The sequence below is a fragment of the Haladaptatus sp. SPP-AMP-3 genome (assembly GCF_049568665.1).
GTDB lineage: Archaea > Halobacteriota > Halobacteria > Halobacteriales > Haladaptataceae > Haladaptatus > Haladaptatus paucihalophilus.
The window spans coordinates 235081-254981 of sequence record NZ_CP145902.1 but is presented as its reverse complement, the minus strand read 5'-3'; the positions used below and the strand labels follow the sequence as shown (position 1 = coordinate 254981).

The following is a 19901-nucleotide window of genomic DNA, read 5'->3' as shown; positions in this document are numbered from 1 at the left end:
GGTTCAGTGGCCGGTGCATTCAGATCCTCACTTCGTCGAAGTGCGTCCGTAACATCAGTGGCTCCCCAAAGCCACGATTATCCTGACCTGTGCTCGGTCGCAATGAGTGAGTAGTTGACCAGTACCGGATACCTCTGAGACAATCAGTCACTTCACCGATCGGTTGCCCCCATGTGGAGCGAGGAGAACACGGTCGCCTCGACCTTCCGGAGATGCTCGCCAACTGTCGTTTCGGAGAGTCCAGCCACCGCCGCGATTTCGTCGTGGGTCGCCTTGCGAGGTTCTTGATAATAGCCGAGCGTTATCGCCGCACGGAGCACCTCCCGCTGACGTTCGGTCAGCCGAGAGACGATGTGGCGGGGGCCGGGAGTGTATGTGCCAGTTCGTTCGACCTCTATTCTGACACCCTCTGGCTGTTCGGAGAGCACGTCGGTGAAGGCTGCTTCCGTCCCGATGTAAGTCACCCGGAGACCGCCGTCGATGGTGTGTTCGATTGGCATATCGATTAGGTATGACGACTCGCGCCGGTCCTCCATGAGCATCCGAGTCAGGTCATCCGCCGCATAGCGTGTGTAGGAGAAGAATCCGTCCTCGTCGCCGGAGACTGAGAACTCGAAGACTTCCGGCGACTCCGACAGGATCTGACGGAGCCCCTCGATATCGCCACGACCCTCGGCGAACATCGCGACGGTATCGTTAGCGAGGAGTTCCATGCGATGGATGGCCCGGTAGTCCAGGCCAAGCTCGATAACCCGTCGGTCGAGGCGGTTGATTCCTTCTTCGTCGGGGTAAGCCACGACGGTGACGTAGCGCATGTCCTAACGATTGGGTGCTATCTTATAGCTCTTCAGCATAAGCGTCCATGAATCGCCGGCAGCGGGCTCATGGCCCTCGGCTGGAAAGGGTTAACCACCATGTCCGATCACCCGCCGACGAGCGTCCTCTTGCCGACTACGAGATGGACCGACGCATGCGCGCAGTTGGCCGCCCAGCTCGGAGACAACGACGAGCTGTTGATCATCCACGATAACGGGGACGACCCTGTCACCGATCTGGAAGACTACCCCAAAGGTGTCCGATTTATCGCCGCTGGCGAGCCGGAAGGTTGTTCGGGAAAAGCTAACGCCATCGCTGCCGGGATGGAAGCCGCCCGCCACAACCGCATCGTTTGGACGGACGACGACTTCTATCACCCCTCGGATTGGCTGGTCACGCTCAGCGCGGATTATGAGGACCATGGGCCAGTGTCGGAGGTGCCGTACTTCGTCGGACAAGATCCCCTATCGGTGCTGCTCGAGCCGTTGTACGCTTCGGCTGGCTCTCTAGGCCTCTATCTTGGCAACCAAATATGGGGCGGCGCGGTCATGTTCGAGCGAGGCGACATCGACGAGACCACATTTCTCGATGAACTTCGACGAACGGTAAGCGACGACGGACTCCTCATGGAGTACCTCCAAGTGACGACAGTCGATCGGACACACATCGTTCCCATTGGAGGGACTATCCACGAGGCGGTCGAGCGGCCGGTTCGATGGACGCAGATTCTCCGGTGGCACTTCCCTGGGGCTATTGTCGGGACAGTTCTCGTTTCACTGCTCGTCCTCGCAGGTGCGACCCTCGCTCCGTTTCCAGCAGTGGTCATCCTAACCGTGCTACATTTCGCCGTCAACGAGATTCTGGGTGTCCGTCGGTGGACAGCCGTACTGGCCTATCCAGCACTGTTCGTGTTTGTGCCCCTCATTCTGTATGGACTCGCCCGCCGAACGTTCGTCTGGGGTGGTCGACGATACTGCTGGTGTGGGAAGTACGACGTGAGGGTTGGTGAGTAGTAACTCAACGACTGACTTCGAAAAGGCAAGAAAATCACTTCGTGTTGATTGGAGGGCGGCATCAGTTTCAATAGTATCCATATGAATGAGACCGTATGACACTCCCAGTACAGGGCGTTTCTGAACTCGTCCTCGAAGTTGCAGACATGGATCGAACCGTTAGATTTTGGTCAGAAACGCTCGGATTTCCCATTATCGACCAGTGGGGGTACGCTGATGGGCAATTTACAGGATCAACCTCTGGAGACGAGGTCTGGGCAACGTGGATCTATGTCGGAGGGAATACTCGCCTGGGTTTGTGGTTACCTCGCGAGTTTTCCGATGAAGACGAGAAACGGAAAGCACAACCTGTGAACCAATGGCCCAATTCTGCATTATACGACGAAGGTGGCGATCACGTCCATTTTGCCCTCTTTATTGATGAGAGCGATTTTGACGCTGCATATGAGTTCCTTCGGCAAGTAGATGTTCCGGTGACCAAACGCGAGTACGACGCGGAAGCCCCATATCGGTCATTATATTTCAAAGATCCGGACGAACACATCGTCGAGTTGTATACCCGTCCGATGGAGAAAAATTACCAATTGAACACAACTGGGTAGATTGGTCTCGGAAAGGAGTACAGTCGCTCTCATCTCCGATTCTGGTGGTCTTCTCTTTCACATCAGCCGCAACTCTGTACTCAGGGGAGCGGGTCAACCCGTCCGTGAGTGCCATCGTTGCGCTTATGCAAGATGATCGGGTTACCATCCGGATCAGCAATGATTGGCATGTGACACACACCACTATCGATGGGGTCCATCAGAATCGTCACACCATCATCTTCGAGTTCTTCGGTAGCTGTTTCGACATCATCAACGGCCATAGCGACACCACTGCCACTTTCTCCCGGTGTGAACGGCATCTGCGGGCTGGCTTCTCCGAGTGCGAGCGTGGTCGGGGGGAATGCAAATTCCGCCCATCCACTGTCTTCATCGATTGTCTCGGGCTCTAATCCGAGCGTATCACGATAGAACGGAACAGAGGTACTAAAGTCCGTAACGGTCTGAAAAACGAAGTCTGCGGCTTTGACGTTCATGTTCATGAGTTCCGTTTGTCTTCGGTATGATCAACTGACCCCCCCAATAAAATAACTAATCCGTGCGGGGTGGAAGTGATCTCGGTAGCGGTGACGGAACGCGGCAATATGGGACTCGTGTTGGGGATGTATCACAAACGGAGATTTATAACCGATACCCGGAATATTCTGTCACAGAATGGTCTGGCCTGACCGTGGGATCCAGTGCACACTCGGAAATATGGAGTGGCGTGGAACCACAGTTGTGTTCTGGATGTTTCTCACAGGTGGACGAGAATGACACTCCTCGATGTCAAAGACCTCGTGGTGCGGTACGATACGGGTGACGGACCAATCCACAGCGTCAACGGTGTCTCATTCACGATCGAGGACGGTGTCAACTACGCGCTCTCAGGGGAGTCAGCATCGGGCAAATCGACGACTGCAAAGGCGATTCTTGGCCTGTTACCGAACCATGCGGTGATAGAGTCGGGGAGAATAGAATTCGAGGGGCGAGATTTACGAACGATGACGCCAGGGGAGCGACAAGACCTTCTCTGGGAGGAAATCGCCTTCATCCCACAGACTGCCATCGACGCGCTCGACCCGATGATGACCGTCGGTGGACAGATACGGCAGGCCGTTCAGATCCACAGGACGGTTTCCGAAGAGCGCGCCAGCCGACGCACTCGCGAGTTGTTCGAAACCGTCGGACTCAACCCCGGACGGACCGAGGACTACCCCCATCAGTTCTCGGACGGGATGCGCCAACGGGTTGTCATCGCGATGGCGCTCGCACTCGACCCGAAACTCATCATCGCGGACGAGCCGACAACGGGGCTAGACGTCGTCGTCCAGGACGAGATAATCGACAACATCCTCCAGATTCAGGAAGAAACGGACAGTTCGCTACTGTTGATCACCCATGACCTCAGTGTCATCGCGGAGACTTGCGACGAGATGTCGATGCTGTATGGTGGGACGGTCATGGAGCAGGGCCGCATCGACAACCTCCTTCTCAACCCGTCGAATCCGTACACGATGGGGCTCAGAAACGCGTATCCGGCCCTTGACGCCGAACACGATGGGGACCTCGTCTCGGTCCCGGGAGAGCCACCGAATCTGGATTCGAAACCGACCGGGTGTGTCTTCGAGCCGCGGTGTCCGTTCGCCACCGACACGTGTTCCGAGACGGTTCCGGACCTCGAGAAACTCCCGTACCGGAACCACTGGATCGCGTGTCATCACGTGGAACAATCGAATCGGATGCGGTCCGAGGCCGAGGATTCCTCGACGTGGGGTGGTGCTGTGGAGGGGTCACGCACGCCGGACGGCGAAGTGTTACTCGAAGTCGAGGGGCTTCGCAAGTGGTACGAGCGCGAGGACTCGTTGCTGGGACGCCTGCCGTTCGAGAGTATCGAACCCTCCATCACGGGACTCACGGGCAGTATCCGCGAGTGGTACGACCGACGTGGCGAGGTGATCAAAGAGATGTTTGGGCAGGAGGAGTCCCACGTCCGCGCGGTTGACGGCGTCTCGTTGAGCGTCGCGCGCGGCGAAATACTCGGCGTCGTCGGCGAGTCGGGGTGTGGCAAGTCGACGCTCGGAGAGACGCTTGCACTCTTGGAGGAGCCCACGGTGGACCAGTTCATGTTCGACGGTCGCTCACACGACTACTACCAGGGGAACCTCCAGTCGTTCCGGCGGAAGTTACAGATAATTTTTCAGAATCCGTACGAATCACTGAATCCTCGGTTGACAGTCGAACAGCTCGTCAAAGAACCGCTGACTATCCACGAGTACCGACTCGACGAACGTGAGACGGTCGTCGAGGAGACACTCGAAAAGGTGGGACTGGCGCCGGCCGAACGGTATCTGGACATGTACCCGAACGAACTCTCGGGGGGCGAGCGCCAGCGCGTGGCAATTGCGCAGGCGCTGGTGCTCGAGCCCAAACTGCTCATCTGTGACGAACCCGCCTCGATGCTCGACGTCTCGCTGCAGGCAGAGGTGCTCAATCTCCTTCGTGGGCTAGCCAACACCGAGGGCATCGGTGTGCTGTACATCTCCCACGACCTCACCAGTCTCTCGAAGATCGCCGATCGCATGGCGATCATGTACCTCGGCAAGTTCGTCGAACGCGGACGAACAGAACGAATCGTGAGCGACCCACAACACCCCTACACAGAGGCCCTGCTCGAAGCGGTCCCGGAGACGGACCCGAAAGGGAACCGCGAGCGCATAACCCTCGACGGGAAGCCGGCGCTCCCCTCACGGGCGACCACTGGCTGTCGGTTCGCCCCGCGCTGTCCGAAGTCGACCGACCGCTGCTGGGATCAAGAGCTCGGTTTGACCGAGTGGACAGGTGACCATCACTCGGCAGCGTGTTTCCACCCGGCTAACGACGAGTCAGACGAACCGAACCGGGTCGACCAGGAAATCGGGAGCGATTGAGCTTCCCTCGGGTTTTTCTAGCAGGCTACATGCCTGCCCGTATGGTCCAGCGTTCAGTTCAGTACTGGCCGGGCGACGACCGCGAAATGCTAGAAAAGACCATCGAGACACCCGCCGAGACGGTCGATAGCGACATCGAGGATGTCGAGGAGGTCAGAGCCCAGACCGGGACGGTCGTGGATTTCGGCTTCGACGGAAAGTTTGCCATCCATCCCGACCAAATCCCCGTAAGCAACGAGGCCTATACCTTGGACTCGGACGAAATTGATTGGGCCGAGCGAGTGCTCGAAGGTAAGCGAAAGGCAGACGAGGAGGGAAGCGGGGTGTTCACCGTCGACGGCCAGATGATTGACTCGCCGCTGGTCGAGCGTGCAAACACGATTCTCGACCGCGCAGCGGCCGCGGTGATTCGGTGACACCCCACCCCGAGAATCACGGTGTGCTCGTGGAGTGGTACTTATAGGGTGAAGATAATCGATCCCCATCGGGGGCAGGTTCACGCGGGTGCTGGAGGAACCGACTCAGTGCCATGACGACAATCGGAACCGAGAGCACAGAGTCACGAACGACGCCGGAACTGGGATCGCTGTTTGACCCCGACTCCGTCGCGGTCGTCGGCGCGAGCCCGGAATCGTTCTACTCGGGCAATCTCGTCGACAATCTCCTCAACTACGGCTTCGATGGGACCCTCTACCCCGTCAATCCGAACCGCGAAGAAGCCTGGGACCGCCCGTGTTTCGACACCATCGAAGACGTGCCGGAGACCGTCGACCTCGTCGTCGTGAGTGTCCCGCGCGAGTACGTCGTCGATGTCGTCCGTACCGCAGGCGAGCGAGGTGTCCCCATCGCGCTCGTCCTCACGGCGGGATTCGCCGAGGCGGACGAAACGGGGGCCGAACTGGAACGGAACCTCGCCGCGACGGCTTCCGAGGTCGGAATCCGGGTGGTCGGGCCGAATTGTATCGGCGTGATGGCCGCCCGGGGTGCGACGCTCACCTCGACGTGTTCACGCAAACCTGGGCCGGGTGGAATCGGTCTCGTCAGCCAGTCAGGGGCGCTGGCGTTCACGACGTTCTTCGAGCGGGCGACTGACCAGGACCTGCACTTCAGTCACATCGTCTCCACTGGGAACGAGACCGACCTGACGCTCACGGATTACGTCGCGTATCTCGCCGAACAGGAGAGGGTTGACGTCGTCTGCACGTACGTCGAGGGAATCGACGACCCGGAACGGTTCATGCAGGTCGCCGAAGCTGCTATCCGCAACGGCACGCCCGTCCTGACGGTGAAGATCGGCCAGTCCGACCTTGCGGAGGAAGCCACACTCTCGCACACGGGATCGCTCACCGGCGACGACGACGCCTGGGCGACGGCCTTCGCCCAGGCGGGGGTCCAGCGTGTCCCTGACATCCCCGACCTCCTCGCCCTTGCGAACGCGCATACTGCCTACGACGCCCCGGACGGTGACCGCGTTTGTATTGCCTCGACCAGCGGTGGTCTCGCGAGCCTGCTCGCCGACATGGCTGCTGAGCGTGGCCTCTCTCTCCCTGACATCGATGGGGAGACCGAACGTGTGCTACTGGAGATGGACGAACTCCTGACCTATGGCGAACTACACAATCCCGCTGACATTCGGGGGTACGGTGCCGATTCGATTCCCGAAATCGCCGATGCACTCTTCGCTGACGACGATTTCGACGCGTACGTCTTCGCCATCGGTCTCTCGGGGGTCGATGACCGCGCAGCCGACATCGCCGCCGATCTGGAAGATATCACCGACCGGGCCGAGGACCCGGTGTACGTGCTCTGGACTGGACGCAAGGAACCCGATGACCCGACTGAGACGCCACCCTACGCTCGGCTGCGCCAGTCGGTGCCGGTCTACGAGGACCCGAGCCGGTGTCTCGACGCCGTTGCGTCGACGTGTGACTTCGCTGCCGACCGCGACCGCCTCGCCGACCGGCCGCCACGGCACTCGCTATCCACCACTCACGGTGAAAGCGGTTCAGGGAACCCCGGTACCGACGTACTCGATGGCGACCTGCCGCGAGGACGGGTCCTCACGTGGACGGAGGCCGAGTCGCTGCTCTCCGCGTTCGACGTCCCGACGGTCGAGACCCGGTTGGCCACCGACGCTGACGAGGCGGCCGCCGCCGTCGAGTCGATACCCGGACCTGCCGCCCTCAAGATCGACTCGCCGGAACTCCCGCACAGGACCGACGCCGGCGCCGTCCTGCTCGGTGTCGACTCTCCCATGGAAGCACGCGAGGCCTATGACGACGTGGTTTCGGCAGCACGGTCCCACGTCGACGATAGCGACATCGAAGGCGTGCTGGTTCAGCCCATGGTCGACGACGGCGTCGAAACGATGGTGGGGGTTGCCCCCGGGGACGTGTTCGATTCGCTCGTCACCGTCGGTGCCGGTGGTGTCCTCGTGGAAGCGCTGGACGATAGCGCGACACTGGTCCCGCCGTTCTCGCGGTCGGACGCGCGGCGAGCGGTCAAAGAGACGGTCCTTGAGGACCTGCTCATCGACCGACGAGATGGTGGCTCGCTGCCAGTCGATCGGGTCGTCGACCTGCTCGTGAACGTCGGGGGCCTAGCTCACTCCGTGGGCGGCGTCGTCGAACTCGACTTGAACCCTGTCGTCGTCACTGAAGACGGCCCCATCGCCGTCGACGCACTCGTCCGCACTGGTGAGTGAGCCGACACAGCCAGAGGCGAATCTTAACTAAGTGACCAACGTTTTATATAGTACACTCGAAGGGAGTGTACATCTGACCAGGGTGATTCAATATTCTACGCATCGAGTTCCAGACCACCCCGTCCGGTGTCATCGACGACTTCAGGACGCAGGTCCCTGACGTTCGTCGAATCGAATTTGAGAACGCCTTCTACGCCGACGAAGGCGACTGGATCGAATCCCTTCTGGTCACAACTGATAGTGAGCGTGACCTGGAAGCGGCAATTGAATCTCTCTCCCGGGCAGAACTGTTCCACCACGAAAAGGTGTCGACGGACACCTCCGAACAGCCGACCTACCGGTTGACCATCGTCGCTCACGAGCCATACCCGTTCATCCTTGGTGTGATTCTACGGGAGAAGGGTGTGCCGAACCGGCTGAAACTACACGGAGACCACTTCGACGGGGTCGTCACGGTAAAGGTATGGGAAGACTTCCGGCGGCTGGCGGACCGAATTCAGGAGCAGTTCAGCCGGTTCGAACTCCTGAGCGTGAATCAGGTAGAGACGACAGGCGAACCGCTCGGAAGCGGACAGCTCGGCCGCGTCCTCCGGAATGAACTTTCGCAGCAACAGTTGACCGTCCTCAGGGCCGCCCACTCTATGGGCTATTTTGACGTGCCACGACAGGCGTCGGCAGACGACATTGCAGAGGAACTGGACATCGCCCAGTCGACGCTCAGCGAACGTCTCCGGTTCGCCGAGAAGCAACTCTTCGACCTCGTCTTCTCCACCGATGAAGAGTCGTCAAACGCTGAGTCAGGCGACAAATAATCGGCGTGACCCAGCCTGGAACGCACCCCCTCCCCGAATACGTATATAATTTTACTAATCACTGAATATGTATGTAATGGTATCGTTAGTGCTGTGGCCGCGGGTCGGGTGAATCCGGTGAGTACGGGTGTGTATATAAAATATGATGATGATTGACCGGCATCGGGAGTAGATTCACGCCAGTAAGTGGGAAAGGATGGCATGCAATGACGCAGGGAAAACAATTCGAAATTGAGACAGGTTCTGCTTCTCGGCGCAGATTCATCCGGATCGCAGGCACAGCTGGGATCGCTGGATTGGCCGGGTGCCAGAGCAACAACAACAGCGACGGTAGCGGTGGCGATGGCCGCACCATCAAGACCAAGTTCTGGGAGGAGTGGCCAGTCGAGACGAAGGGGAAATCGGTCAACGACAAAGCCGTCAAGTTCGAGTACAACGCGGTCGAGGGGCGGCCGGTGTCCGCCGTGGATATACACTTCGCGCAGTCGGAGACGCCGTGGATGCGCGAGCACGCGTTGATGATTAAGGACTCGTTCAACTCTCTGGGTGTCCCGACGAACCTCGTCAACGTCCAGCCGAGCACCCGATACGGCGAGTACTGGCGTGCCGACATCGGACACCCGACGCCCGTCGTTATGAACCTCCACGGACCGGACCCACAGCGGGGACTCGACCCGAATCCGTTCCTGATGCGCGCACATCCTGAGACGGGAGGGAACTACTACAACTACAAGAACGACGAAATCACGGAACTGCTGGACGAACAGGCCGCGACGATTGGCAATGTGGAAAAACGCGCCGAGCTCTGTAAGAAGATCCAGAAGAAACTCAGCAAGGACGCGTACGTTATCGCCTCGAACTTCCCCGACGTGATCACAGTGGCCAACACCGCCGACTGGAAGGGATACGTTCCGACGCCGGGGAACGGGACGACACGCGACTCGTTCATCTGGACGCAGGTGAATCTTCAGCCCCAGGGCAACTCGACTACGTGGGTCAAAGGCGTCCTCACCGGAATGCAAGGAACGAATCTGCCCTGGTCGACCGGGGGAATGGAGGAGAAGCGTCTGTTGAACGTCTACGACGGCCTCTACGACGCGTCCCCACAACTGGAAATCGTCCCAGGTCTCGCGACCAAGCACGAGGTCGTAGACGAGACCACCGTCGAGATGGACCTCCGCGAAGGCGTCACCTGGCACGATGGCAAATCGTTCAGTCCCGAGGACGTGAAGTTCAGCGTCGAGAAATACAAGCAGCACACGGCACCCCAGCAGGGACCGTTCTACCGGACCATCGACAGCGTGGAAGTCGTGTCGAACAGCGGCGGCGGCCGCGTCCAGTTCAACCTCACCGAACCCGACGCATCCTTCCTCACTCAACGGGCCGTCCGAAGCGCCATCATCCCGAAACACCGCTGGAAGGATATCGACAGCCCTGGCCAGCACAACCCGAAGAATCCCATCGGGACCGGCCCATTCAAGTTCGTCAACTGGGAGCAGGGAACCGAGTTCAGGCTCGAGAAGCACGAGGACCACTGGCTCTGGGACGACGACATCCGCAAGGAGATGCTCGGCAAGCACTTCGTCCCCGGTGACGGTATCGACAAACTGGTTGAGACCAATGTCGGGAACATCTCGACGCTCATCGGCGCGATGCAATCCGGCGATATCGACGCTATCGGGACGACCGTCTCGAACCAGCAAGCCGACCGCGCGGCCAAGGCCAACGGGGTCGAGAAGCAAACTGCCAAGAACTACGTTCCGACGGACGTTCACCTCAACCACATCGTCCCGCTGTTCCGGGACAAAACGTTCCGCGTGGCGCTCAGCCACGCGGTCGACAAGGAGGGATTCGTCGAGAACGTGCTCGGCGGGCGGGGTACCGCCATCGAGGGGCAGCGTCTGATTACGAGCCTGTTGACGCCCTTCGCCGCCGAGACGGACCCGTACAAGTACAACGTCGGCAAGGCCAAGACGATGCTCCAGAAGGCGGGATACACGTTCGAAGGCGAGGACACCCTCGTCTGGCCGGAGGGTGACGCCTGGGACGCCTTCGCCAAGCGCGTCGAGAACGGTCACGCCACCCACACAGGGCTCGACCAGCCCGACTTCTCCTGATCACCCATGAGTTTTCGAAGATTCCTCATCAAACGGACCGCGATCGCGGCGATACTAACCCTGGTGTCGGTCAGTATCATCTTCGCGACGCTTCGGCTCCTTCCGAGCGACCCGTTCAGCGGTCTGGTCGCGTCCGGCTCGCTGACGGCGGATCAGGTCACGAAGCTGCGCGCGATGTACGGCCTCGACGAACCGATATACGTGCAGTACCTGAAGTACGTCAGGAACCTGTTCACGTTCCAGTTCGGGGTCTCTCTCACGCAGCAACGGCCGGTCGGAACCATCGTCGTCCCCGCACTGGTCAACACGCTCGTCCTGCTGTTGCCGGCGCTCGTCGTCACGGCGATCGTCAGTTCCATCGCTGGCATGTACGCCGGCTGGAACCGCGGGTCGTGGTTCGAACAGTGGTCTATCGTGACGACCACGTTCTTCCGCGCGACCCCGATTTTCGTCACCGGCATCTTCCTGCTCATCATTTTCTCGTACGGACTGAACTGGCTGCCCGCCTTCGGGATGCGCAGCCCGATGGCGAACCCACAGGGGTACGCAGAAAAGTTCCTCTCCGTCGACTTCCTGAAACACTACATCCTCCCCTTCACGGCGTCGGTGCTGTTTTTCAGCGGCGACTTCTTGATGCTGGCCCGCAACTCCATCGTCGAGAGAAAGGGTTCCGAGTTTCTCAAGCTCCATCGTGCTAAGGGGCTCTCGGAGCGAGAGCAGCTCGCCCGTGCCGGTCGCAACTCTCTGCTTCCGCTGGTGACCTACTTCGCTCTCCGGACGGGGATGATTTTCCAGGGTGTCATCACCCTGGAAGTGGTCTTCGCGTGGCCGGGTATCGGTCGCGCACTCGTCCAGGCGATACTCAACCAGGACTATCCGACCGTCCAGGCCGCCGTGTTCATCATGGCGCTGGCGGTTATCGTGATGAATCTCACTGCCGACTTGGCGTACGCGAAACTCGACCCGACCATCGAAGCAGGTGATGTCTGATGTCTGGATACTCGCTCGACGCCGATACCGTGAGGGACCGTCTCCGTACCGAGCTCGACCGTTCCTACCATCTCATGAGTGTTATCTGGCAGGACACCGCCGCGAAGGTCGGCCTCATCATCCTCACGGTCTTCGTGTTCATGGGACTGTTCGGCCCGCACATCGCCCCGCACCATCCGATCGAGGACACGCTCCGCCAGGATTACTCGATTATGAAACTGCAGAGTCCGAACTCGAAGGCACTCTTCGGGACGACGGCCTTCGGCAAGGACGTCCTGAGTCAGTTTCTGGCTGGTGCCCGGCCAACGCTCATCATGGGATTCTTCGGTGGCGTCGGGACCGGCGTGTTGGGCTTCCTCGTCGGACTCACGAGCGGCTACTTCGGTGGCCGGGTCGACGAGGGCCTGATGCGGCTGACCGACCTCACCTTCGCGCTCCCGCTCCTGCCGATGGCGCTGGTGATACTGTCGTTCGTGACGCCGAATGTCTGGCTCATCACCGCTATCCTCGTGATCTTCCTCTGGAAAATGCCTGCGCGAGTCATCCGTTCAGAGGTGATGACAGTCAAAGAGCGAACGTTCGTGAAGTCGGCCCGGGCGAGAGGGGCGGGCCACCTCCGAACGATGTTCCTACACGTCGCACCGAACGTACTGGGCATCGGGTTCCTGTACACGGCGTACGCAGTCGGGTGGTCCATCGTGGTCGGGGCGTCGCTCGCGTTCCTCGGCTTCGGCGACCCGACGACGACCTCGTGGGGGCGAATGCTCCAGCAGGTGTTCCGCTCGGGTGCGATCCGGGTCGCCTGGTGGTGGGTCCTCCCGCCAGCGTTCGGTATCGCTGCAGTGACTACCGCGGTCTTCCTCGTCGGCCGTGCGCTCGAGGAGATCGTCAACCCCGAACTCAAGACTGAACAAGAATGAGTCTACTCGAAGTCAACGATCTCAAGATCACGTACCAGACCCCAGACAGCGAAGTCCACGCCGTTAACAACGCCTCCTTCTCCATCGAGGAGGGTGATAACTATGGCCTCGTTGGCGAGTCCGGCTCCGGGAAGTCGACTCTCGCGAAGGCCGTTCTTGGACTGCTCGACGACAACGGTGCGGTCCGATCTGGGAGTGTCACGTTCAAAGGCCGCGACCTCGTCGGCCTGTCCGAAGCGGAGTGGCGGGACGTCCGCTGGGAGGAAATCGCCTACATTCCCCAGAGTGCGATGGACTCGCTCGACCCGGTGATGGATGTCGGTGCACAGATACGCCAGGCGATTCGCAAGCACAAGAACATATCGAAGGCCAAAGCCAACGAGCGAGTGGCGGAAGTCTTCGAGATCGTCGGCCTCGACCCGGCTCGGACGGGCGAGTATCCTCACGAGTTCTCCGGTGGCATGCGCCAGCGCGTCACCATCGCGATGGCGCTCGCACTCGACCCAGACCTCATCATCGCGGACGAGCCAACGACCGGGCTGGACGTCATCGTCCAGGACAAGATCGTCCACAAGCTCATGGAGATTCAAGAGGAGATCGACAGTTCACTACTATTGATCACCCACGAGGTCGGCGTCGTCGCGGAAACCTGTGACGAGGTGTCGGTGCTGTACGGCGGGAAGGTAATGGAGCAGGGAGACACGTTCGACGTCTTCCACGACCCCCGGAATCCGTACACGATGGGGCTAAAGAACGCCTTCCCGGAGGTCGACGAGTTCGATGAACAGGCGATATCCATCCCTGGTTCGCTTCCGGACCTCGCCGAGGCACCGACGGGATGTGTCTTCCGTAACCGGTGTCCGTTCGCGACCGAACAGTGTGAGAGCGAGCACCCGCCCCTCGTCGAAAGCGGCGAACAGGTCACCGCTTGTTACTACGCCGACGAGGCGGACGAGATGCAAGAGCAGGCGAGTGATCCCGAAACGTGGGGCATCGACGTGCCCGAAGAATCCGAGTCGCGTGATCTGGGCGAGGTTATCGTCGAGACCGACGGTCTGGAGAAGTGGTTCGAGCAGTCACAGCCCATCATCGAGGACCTTCTCGGCGAGGAACCGGATTACGTCAAAGCCGTCAACGGCGTCGACCTCGATGTCCGTGAGAGCGAGATTGTGGGAGTCGCCGGCGAGTCCGGCTGCGGGAAATCGACACTTGCCGAAGTAATCTCGGCGCTCCAGTCGCATTCTGGTGGGGATATCCTCATCGACGGGGACCCGGTTGACGACCTGCTGGAGGAGGACGCCCAGGAGTTCCGCTCGCAGGTCCAGTTCATCTTTCAGGACCCGTTCGACTCGTTGAACCCCAGACAGCGGGTGCGGGCCGCGGTCAGCGAACCACTGAAAATTCAAGGACACACCCCCGACGAGATCGACCGGAGAGTCCGCCAGACGCTCGCAGACGTGGGGCTCAATCCCCCCGAAAAGTACCTCGACAAACACCCCGGCCAGCTCTCGGGGGGCGAGCGCCAACGCGTGGCAATTGCGCAGGCGCTGGTGCTCGAGCCCAAACTGCTCATCTGTGACGAACCCGCCTCGATGCTCGACGTCTCGTTGAAGGCGAACATCCTCAACATCCTGCGCGAGATGGCCGACGAGCGAGACATCGGCATCGTCTACATCTCCCACGACTTGGCGAGCCTCTCGCAGATCACCGACCGGTTGGCGGTGATGTACCTCGGCGAAATCGTCGAGATGGGTACCACTGACGAGGTCGTCGAGAACCCCAGGCATCCGTATGCGGCGTCTCTCCTTTCAGCGTCACCGAAGGCCGACCCGCAGATTAACCGTCAACGGGTGTTGCTCCCGGGTGAACCGCCGAATCCGATCGAGCTTCCGGGTGGCTGTAACTTCGCCCCCCGCTGTCCGAAAGCCACCGAGGAGTGTCGACGACAAGACCCCGCCCGCTCGACGTTCGAGGACGACGATCACGAGGCGGCGTGTCACTTCCCTGTCGAAGACATCGAAAGCGAACTGCTGGCCCACTACGCACGCGAACGCGAGCGAAGCGAGCGTGAGTCCGCCAAGGAGGCGTAGACGATACCCGCGTCACCCGCGTTCGAATCACGGAACAGCGCGAGCAACCATCCGGTAGTCCATCGGTGGCGGTGCGAAGTTGAATCCGCCGGTGGTCTCACAGCGAACCATTCACGGAGACTACACATGTCGATACTCACAGCTGTCGGAGAGGAACTGCACTCGAACAAACCGCTCACGGTCGGGTACGATCTCGCGACGACCTACGACGAGCAGTTAGTCGTCCTGCACGTGATCCCGAAAGAGAACTTCAACAAACACAAAGAAGCGGTCAAAGGCACGCCCGCGTACGATAACTTTGCCATCAGTAAGGAGGAGCAAAGTGGGGCTGAAGTCGCCCGTCAGGCCATCCACGAATTACTCGACGACTACGACATGGATCGAATCGAAACTCGAGGTCGTGTCGGCGACCCTGCCGACAAGATACTGGCCGAAGTCGAGTACAGCGAGCCCAGATATCTGGTGATTGGTGGACGGCAACGGTCACCAGTCGGGAAAGCAGTCTTCGGGAGCACGGCCCAGAGACTGTTGTTGAATGCGCCTTGTCCTGTTGTGTCTGCGATCGACGGCGGCGAATAGAGGCGCAAAGAGCTGGCTGTTAAGGTAGTGGTCTCACACCTCTTGCCCCTATCGAACTACAACGAATGTGCCTGAATCGGATCCCACAAACACAAAGACGAAGTAGCGTCAACACGAATGTCAACGCACGATGGGCACGGCAAACGAGCAGATTCGCGTTAGCGATACTGTGAAGCGGGAATTAGAACGTCGGAAGCGGGAAGGTGAGAGCTACAACGACGTTCTTGAGCGTATGCTCGGCGACAATAGCGGCGATTTCGCTGATGGATTTGGTCGCTGGTCGGACGAAGAGGCTGAACGTGTCCGTGAGGGTCGCAAAGAGGCCAAAGAGAAGCGAAAGGCACGAATGCAACAACTCGGTAGAGGCGACGCGTGAAGGTTCTCGACACATCGTTTCTAATCGACTACCTCGCAGGTGTTGAGTCCACTAAGACGTTCTACAAGGAAGCAGGTGGTGCCGAAGAGCAGTGGATCATCCCTCTCGTTGCGTATGCCGAGGTGCTTGTCGGAGCGGGCAACCTTCCAAATGGTGACGTCGACGGAGTGCGTGCTGCTCTCTCCTGGGGAGGAGTATATACCACCGACAAGCGAACAGCGATTGCCGCCGGGAAAATTGTAGACGAGATCGCTCCCGGTGGTCCGTATCTCGACGGACCTGATGCTCTTATTGCTGCGGTTGGTCGTGAACTCGATGCACCAATAGTTTCAGGAGATGGTGACCTGACTCATGAAGAGACACGGAAAGTGATTGACGTCGAAAAGTACCGATAAGTCTCTTGGGAAGTCGTTAGTCGCCACATTTACACCCTCCGTGAGCGTTCGCTGGACCCATCCAGCGGATTCTAACACCTCTCAACCATCTGCACGAACTGCTCGTCAAATCGCTCCCAGCCATGCGAGTCGTAGACGTCCCACGTCACCGATTTTCCATCGGCTCAATCAGCACCCCACTCTTCGATATGTCGGGGACGGTACAGGCGCTGCGGTCAAAACAACATGGTCTGCGCTGACCATCCGCCAGTTTCGAACAGGCCGTCTCGATCCGCCGCTCTCGCGTCTCAGACTTTTTCGCTGAGCGGATCCAGCGGATATATTCCCAGCGAGCTTTCGTCGTGATATCCTTCCAGAGAGTCTGTGCCTCTGGATGGTCTGCAAGAGCATTCTCCACGTCCGCTGGCACCGTGGGTTCCGGCCATTCGCTTACCGGCTCAATCTCCAGTGTCACGGTGTCGCCAGCGTCTACTCCAGCGTTTTCACGTATGGATTTGTCGACCTCGAACCAGTGGCTTCCTTCACCGTCTGGTTCAAGCGGGGTCCGAAAGTGGAATCCGTTGATGGTTCCGCGGGCCATTACCATGCCGCGTGATGGGAGCTTCTCACTCGCGCGCTCAGGTAGCCTGAGGACTGTCCGCGAGCCGATTGTAACCAGTTGAGCGGTAAAGTGGGTTTCTGATTTTGACATTGTTCTTTGGTTAAAGCAGGTTAGTCTCCGTCATATGCTGCTTGCAATTCTGTGATGTCGAGCTTTTTCATCTCCAGCAGTGCCTCCATCAGGCGCGCATTGGCCTCGGGGTCGTCGTCCGGCAGTTCATTCAGCATCGTCGGCGTAATCTGCCACGAGACTCCGTATTTGTCCTTCAGCCAGCCACACTGCTCGGCTTCGGGTGCCGCGCTGAGTGCGCCCCAGAGTTCGTCGATTTCGTCCTGACTTTCACAGTTGACGATGAGTGAGATGGCTTCGTTGAACGCGAAGTCCTGTTCGACGCCGGTATCCATAACGGCCAGCCAGACGTCCTCGACTTTGAAATCTCCGAAGGCAAGCGCCCCCTTTTTCGCTGGACCGGTGTCTTCCGGATATCGTTCCAGGTGTCCCAGTTCGGAGTCAGCGAAGACACTGGTGTAAAAATCGATGGCTTCCTCGGCTTTGTTGACGTTATCCTGCGTAAACATGAGGGACGGCACCAGATCCGGCCGCCAGTCGCCGTCGTTGCTGGGGAGGATGAGCTGCCAGGTGACGCCATATCGATCCTGCACCCACCCGTAATAGTCGCTGAACGGGTGTTTATCAAGCTGGATGAGCACTTCCCCACCATCGACAAGCCGTGCCCATAACTCATCCATTTCCTTTTTTGTTTCTCGACTTGCGAAAAACGATATCGACGGGTTGAAACTGAACTCTGACCCGCCGTTGAGCGCGACAAACGTGAACCCCTCAACCTGGAAGGTAACCGTCATCACGCTGCCGGCTTCCCTGCCGGTTATCTCCTGCCCGGCATCCGGGTAATGGGTCGTGCCCTTGATCTCCGCGTTTTCAAACACGGAGGTGTAAAACTCTGCGGCTTCCACTACCTGGTCATCGAACCAGAGATTCGGAGTGATTTTTTGCCTGGACTCGACCCCATTTTCCGTTTCAGGATATGATGTCATCCCTACACCTCTCCAGTAGAGATAGGCTAGCAAGCGTCATATAAACGCACCAAGTGCAGTGAAAGTGAACCAGCATTACTCGCCTCTCCATTCTCCCTAAAATTAGATATATTAAAAGAGCTGTAGCGGCGGTTAGTTCGGCAGTTCTTTTCGTCCTATTCGCACACACGGCCAGCACGGGAACCCACTGAGACCAGCGCAGTCGCAGTTGTCTGGTTCGGCATCGTCGTTCTCAGACGGGAAGGCATCGAACGTCCCGTCGTCGGTTGCGTTTTCGACGGCGGCCATGTGTTTGCAGAATACGTTTCGGTGGATGTGGTGCGGGCAGGTGCACGCTATCACGTCATGCATCGTGACGACGTATTGGTGGTCTTCAGGCGTCTCGTTAGTGATGTTGATGAGTCCGGGGACATCGTTCTTCCCCTCGAGTTCTTTTGCGACCCGTATTCAGTAGTCGCTATCGGGTGATTCTGTCCTCGGCTCTCCTTCAAAGAGACGTTGTGCATATCGATAGATTGGCGCACCAAACCAGTCCCGATCACGTGCAATAGTATCGAGTGCAGATCGAGCTTCAGAATCAGTAAGGACACCACGTTTGACGAGTGCGCGGAGAAGAATTGGTGAAAGAGCAACATCGGTCGAGACAAGAGTAGTGAGTTCAGGAAGTGCCCGAAAGTCATCTGTGATGAGAAACGCTGCATCGGTCTCTTCAACGGCCGCGACACAGCTCGCCTCGCCAGCATCGATTCGACTTGAGGAAAATTCTGGTGCAGAGGTATCCAGAATCTCGAAGCAGTCGGAACGTTCGAGGACGGCTAGTGCCCCGTGGCCATGGACATCATCATATTCTGCAGTCGATTCAAGTTCCTCGATGACGAGTGTCGTAGTTACGACGTCGTATTCGACTAGCACGTTATCGAGGGCATCACCAATAGCAAGGGAAATGAACGCGCTTGTATCGATAACCAGCATTTACAAATCTGCAAGTTTGTCGGCGAGGTCGTCTCCCCGATCGAGAAGTTGCTTTGAGGTACGAACTGCTTCTGCGTCCTGACGACCGATTATGTCGATGAGGGTTTCGAAATCAAGTTCGTCTGCGAGGTAGAGCTCAACGACTGCTTCCTGAAAGCTCTCTTCTGATTCGATTTCCTTGAGGTATTCTCGGAGTGCTTCGATGAGGAGTTCGGTTCGGTTTTTGTGCGTGACTTCAGCAGCGATATCGGCATGAGTCACGAGCTCTTCTGGAAGACGAAAGTTGACTTTCCGAGTACTCATGGTGTGGGTACGTTGTACCTACAGGGGCAAAAAGGTTCTCTGACAGTTAGTGAGCTAATGGGCCAGTGGATGAAGAGAAAATAATCAGCGTCAGAATCCGTTGTTAGTTCGGCAGTTCTTTTCGTCCTATTCGCACACACGGCCAGCACGGGAAGTCACCGAGGCCAGCGCAGTTGCAGTTGTCGGGTTCGGCATCGTTGTCTCGGACGGGAAGGCGTTGAGCGTCCCGTCGTCGGTTGCGTTCTCGACGGCGGCCATGTGTTTGCAGACGGCGTTCCGGTGGCCGAGTTTCCGGCGGTGACCGCTTGGTGGGTCGCAGATACGGTTGCGATGGAACGGAGGCCAGTGCATCAGCGACTCAAGGAGTTGCATGAACAGGGTGAGCTGGAACGTGGGAAGTTGAGTCCGCGGGTTGTGATCTGGTGGGCTCCGGAGGAATAGATGATCGGCCAAGAATCGGCGTCTCATTCATAAAATTCGAGCCGATTTTTTACTCAGCCACGCTATTCCGCGAGCACGTTCGTTGAGATTTCTGACTTAGCGCATGACAACGCTTTGATCGAAATTGAAGCAGATGCAGTGGTTCCGACTGACGGATGGAAAACGGAAGTCACAGTGGATAATTGAAAAATGATTGCAAGCACATC

Annotated in this window: 21 protein-coding genes; 13 read left to right on the top strand and 8 right to left on the bottom strand. The window is 58.6% G+C overall.

The window, feature by feature from the left end:
• Positions 1-152: 152 nt before the first annotated feature.
• Positions 153-815 carry a helix-turn-helix domain-containing protein gene (locus tag V5735_RS24060; protein WP_423747277.1) on the bottom strand — a complete coding sequence of 221 codons (663 nt, stop codon included), beginning with the start codon at positions 813-815 and terminating at the stop codon, positions 153-155.
• Positions 816-914: 99 nt separating this feature from the next.
• Between V5735_RS24060 and V5735_RS24055 the strand changes: the two genes are divergently transcribed.
• Complete coding sequence (locus V5735_RS24055) at positions 915-1829, top strand: glycosyltransferase (protein ID WP_423747581.1); 915 nt, start codon at positions 915-917, stop codon at positions 1827-1829.
• A gap of 95 nt (positions 1830-1924) precedes the next feature.
• On the top strand, positions 1925-2431 hold the full coding sequence (locus V5735_RS24050) for a VOC family protein (protein ID WP_423747276.1): 507 nt from the start codon (positions 1925-1927) through the stop codon (positions 2429-2431).
• An 80-nt stretch (positions 2432-2511) separates the two neighbouring features.
• Here V5735_RS24050 and V5735_RS24045 read toward each other — a convergent pair whose 3' ends face one another.
• Positions 2512-2913, bottom strand: a complete 402-nt coding sequence (locus V5735_RS24045) for a VOC family protein (RefSeq protein WP_423747275.1) — start codon at positions 2911-2913, stop codon at positions 2512-2514.
• Positions 2914-3183: 270 nt separating this feature from the next.
• On the opposite strand from V5735_RS24045, the gene V5735_RS24040 reads away from it, so the two are divergent.
• The 11 genes from V5735_RS24040 to V5735_RS23990 all read left to right on the top strand — a co-directional run bounded on the left by V5735_RS24040 (position 3184) and on the right by V5735_RS23990 (position 16323).
• Positions 3184-5340, top strand: a complete 2157-nt coding sequence (locus tag V5735_RS24040) for a dipeptide ABC transporter ATP-binding protein (protein ID WP_423747274.1) — start codon at positions 3184-3186, stop codon at positions 5338-5340.
• A gap of 41 nt (positions 5341-5381) precedes the next feature.
• Complete coding sequence (locus V5735_RS24035; protein ID WP_423747273.1) at positions 5382-5756, top strand: hypothetical protein; 375 nt, start codon at positions 5382-5384, stop codon at positions 5754-5756.
• Between the two features lie 113 nt (positions 5757-5869).
• The gene (locus V5735_RS24030) at positions 5870-8044 is read left to right on the top strand and encodes an acetate--CoA ligase family protein (protein ID WP_423747272.1); all 2175 of its coding nucleotides are present in this window, start codon (positions 5870-5872) and stop codon (positions 8042-8044) included.
• Positions 8045-8349: 305 nt separating this feature from the next.
• The gene (locus V5735_RS24025; protein WP_423747271.1) at positions 8350-8856 is read left to right on the top strand and encodes a helix-turn-helix domain-containing protein; all 507 of its coding nucleotides are present in this window, start codon (positions 8350-8352) and stop codon (positions 8854-8856) included.
• A 296-nt stretch (positions 8857-9152) separates the two neighbouring features.
• On the top strand, positions 9153-10973 hold the full coding sequence (locus V5735_RS24020; protein WP_423747270.1) for an ABC transporter substrate-binding protein: 1821 nt from the start codon (positions 9153-9155) through the stop codon (positions 10971-10973).
• Positions 10974-10979: 6 nt separating this feature from the next.
• Positions 10980-11963: an ABC transporter permease gene (locus V5735_RS24015; RefSeq protein ID WP_069451222.1), complete on the top strand. Its 984-nt coding sequence runs from the start codon at positions 10980-10982 to the stop codon at positions 11961-11963.
• A complete protein-coding gene (locus V5735_RS24010) occupies positions 11963-12883 on the top strand; it encodes an ABC transporter permease (protein WP_423747269.1) in 921 nt (306 codons plus the stop codon). Before V5735_RS24015 ends, V5735_RS24010 begins: the two co-directional genes overlap by 1 nt.
• Positions 12880-14973: a dipeptide ABC transporter ATP-binding protein gene (locus V5735_RS24005; RefSeq protein ID WP_423747268.1), complete on the top strand. Its 2094-nt coding sequence runs from the start codon at positions 12880-12882 to the stop codon at positions 14971-14973. Before V5735_RS24010 ends, V5735_RS24005 begins: the two co-directional genes overlap by 4 nt.
• Before the next feature lie 126 nt (positions 14974-15099).
• Complete coding sequence (locus tag V5735_RS24000; protein ID WP_423747267.1) at positions 15100-15552, top strand: universal stress protein; 453 nt, start codon at positions 15100-15102, stop codon at positions 15550-15552.
• A 130-nt stretch (positions 15553-15682) separates the two neighbouring features.
• Positions 15683-15928: an antitoxin VapB family protein gene (locus V5735_RS23995; RefSeq protein WP_423747266.1), complete on the top strand. Its 246-nt coding sequence runs from the start codon at positions 15683-15685 to the stop codon at positions 15926-15928.
• On the top strand, positions 15925-16323 hold the full coding sequence (locus V5735_RS23990; protein ID WP_423747265.1) for a PIN domain-containing protein: 399 nt from the start codon (positions 15925-15927) through the stop codon (positions 16321-16323). Before V5735_RS23995 ends, V5735_RS23990 begins: the two co-directional genes overlap by 4 nt.
• A 145-nt stretch (positions 16324-16468) precedes the next feature.
• Here the strand turns inward: V5735_RS23990 and V5735_RS23985 are convergent, their stop codons facing one another.
• The 6 genes from V5735_RS23985 to V5735_RS23960 form a co-directional block, all read right to left on the bottom strand.
• Positions 16469-17014 carry a YdeI/OmpD-associated family protein gene (locus V5735_RS23985; protein ID WP_423747264.1) on the bottom strand — a complete coding sequence of 182 codons (546 nt, stop codon included), beginning with the start codon at positions 17012-17014 and terminating at the stop codon, positions 16469-16471.
• A gap of 20 nt (positions 17015-17034) precedes the next feature.
• The gene (locus V5735_RS23980) at positions 17035-17979 is read right to left on the bottom strand and encodes a VOC family protein (RefSeq protein WP_423747263.1); all 945 of its coding nucleotides are present in this window, start codon (positions 17977-17979) and stop codon (positions 17035-17037) included.
• Between the two features lie 132 nt (positions 17980-18111).
• Positions 18112-18330, bottom strand: a complete 219-nt coding sequence (locus V5735_RS23975) for an SWIM zinc finger family protein (RefSeq protein ID WP_423747262.1) — start codon at positions 18328-18330, stop codon at positions 18112-18114.
• Positions 18331-18426: 96 nt separating this feature from the next.
• On the bottom strand, positions 18427-18951 hold the full coding sequence (locus V5735_RS23970; protein ID WP_423747261.1) for a hypothetical protein: 525 nt from the start codon (positions 18949-18951) through the stop codon (positions 18427-18429).
• On the bottom strand, positions 18952-19254 hold the full coding sequence (locus V5735_RS23965) for a CopG family transcriptional regulator (protein WP_423747260.1): 303 nt from the start codon (positions 19252-19254) through the stop codon (positions 18952-18954).
• A gap of 126 nt (positions 19255-19380) precedes the next feature.
• Positions 19381-19626, bottom strand: coding sequence for a hypothetical protein (locus V5735_RS23960; protein WP_423747259.1), 246 nt, complete (start codon positions 19624-19626; stop codon positions 19381-19383).
• Positions 19627-19901 lie beyond the last annotated feature (275 nt).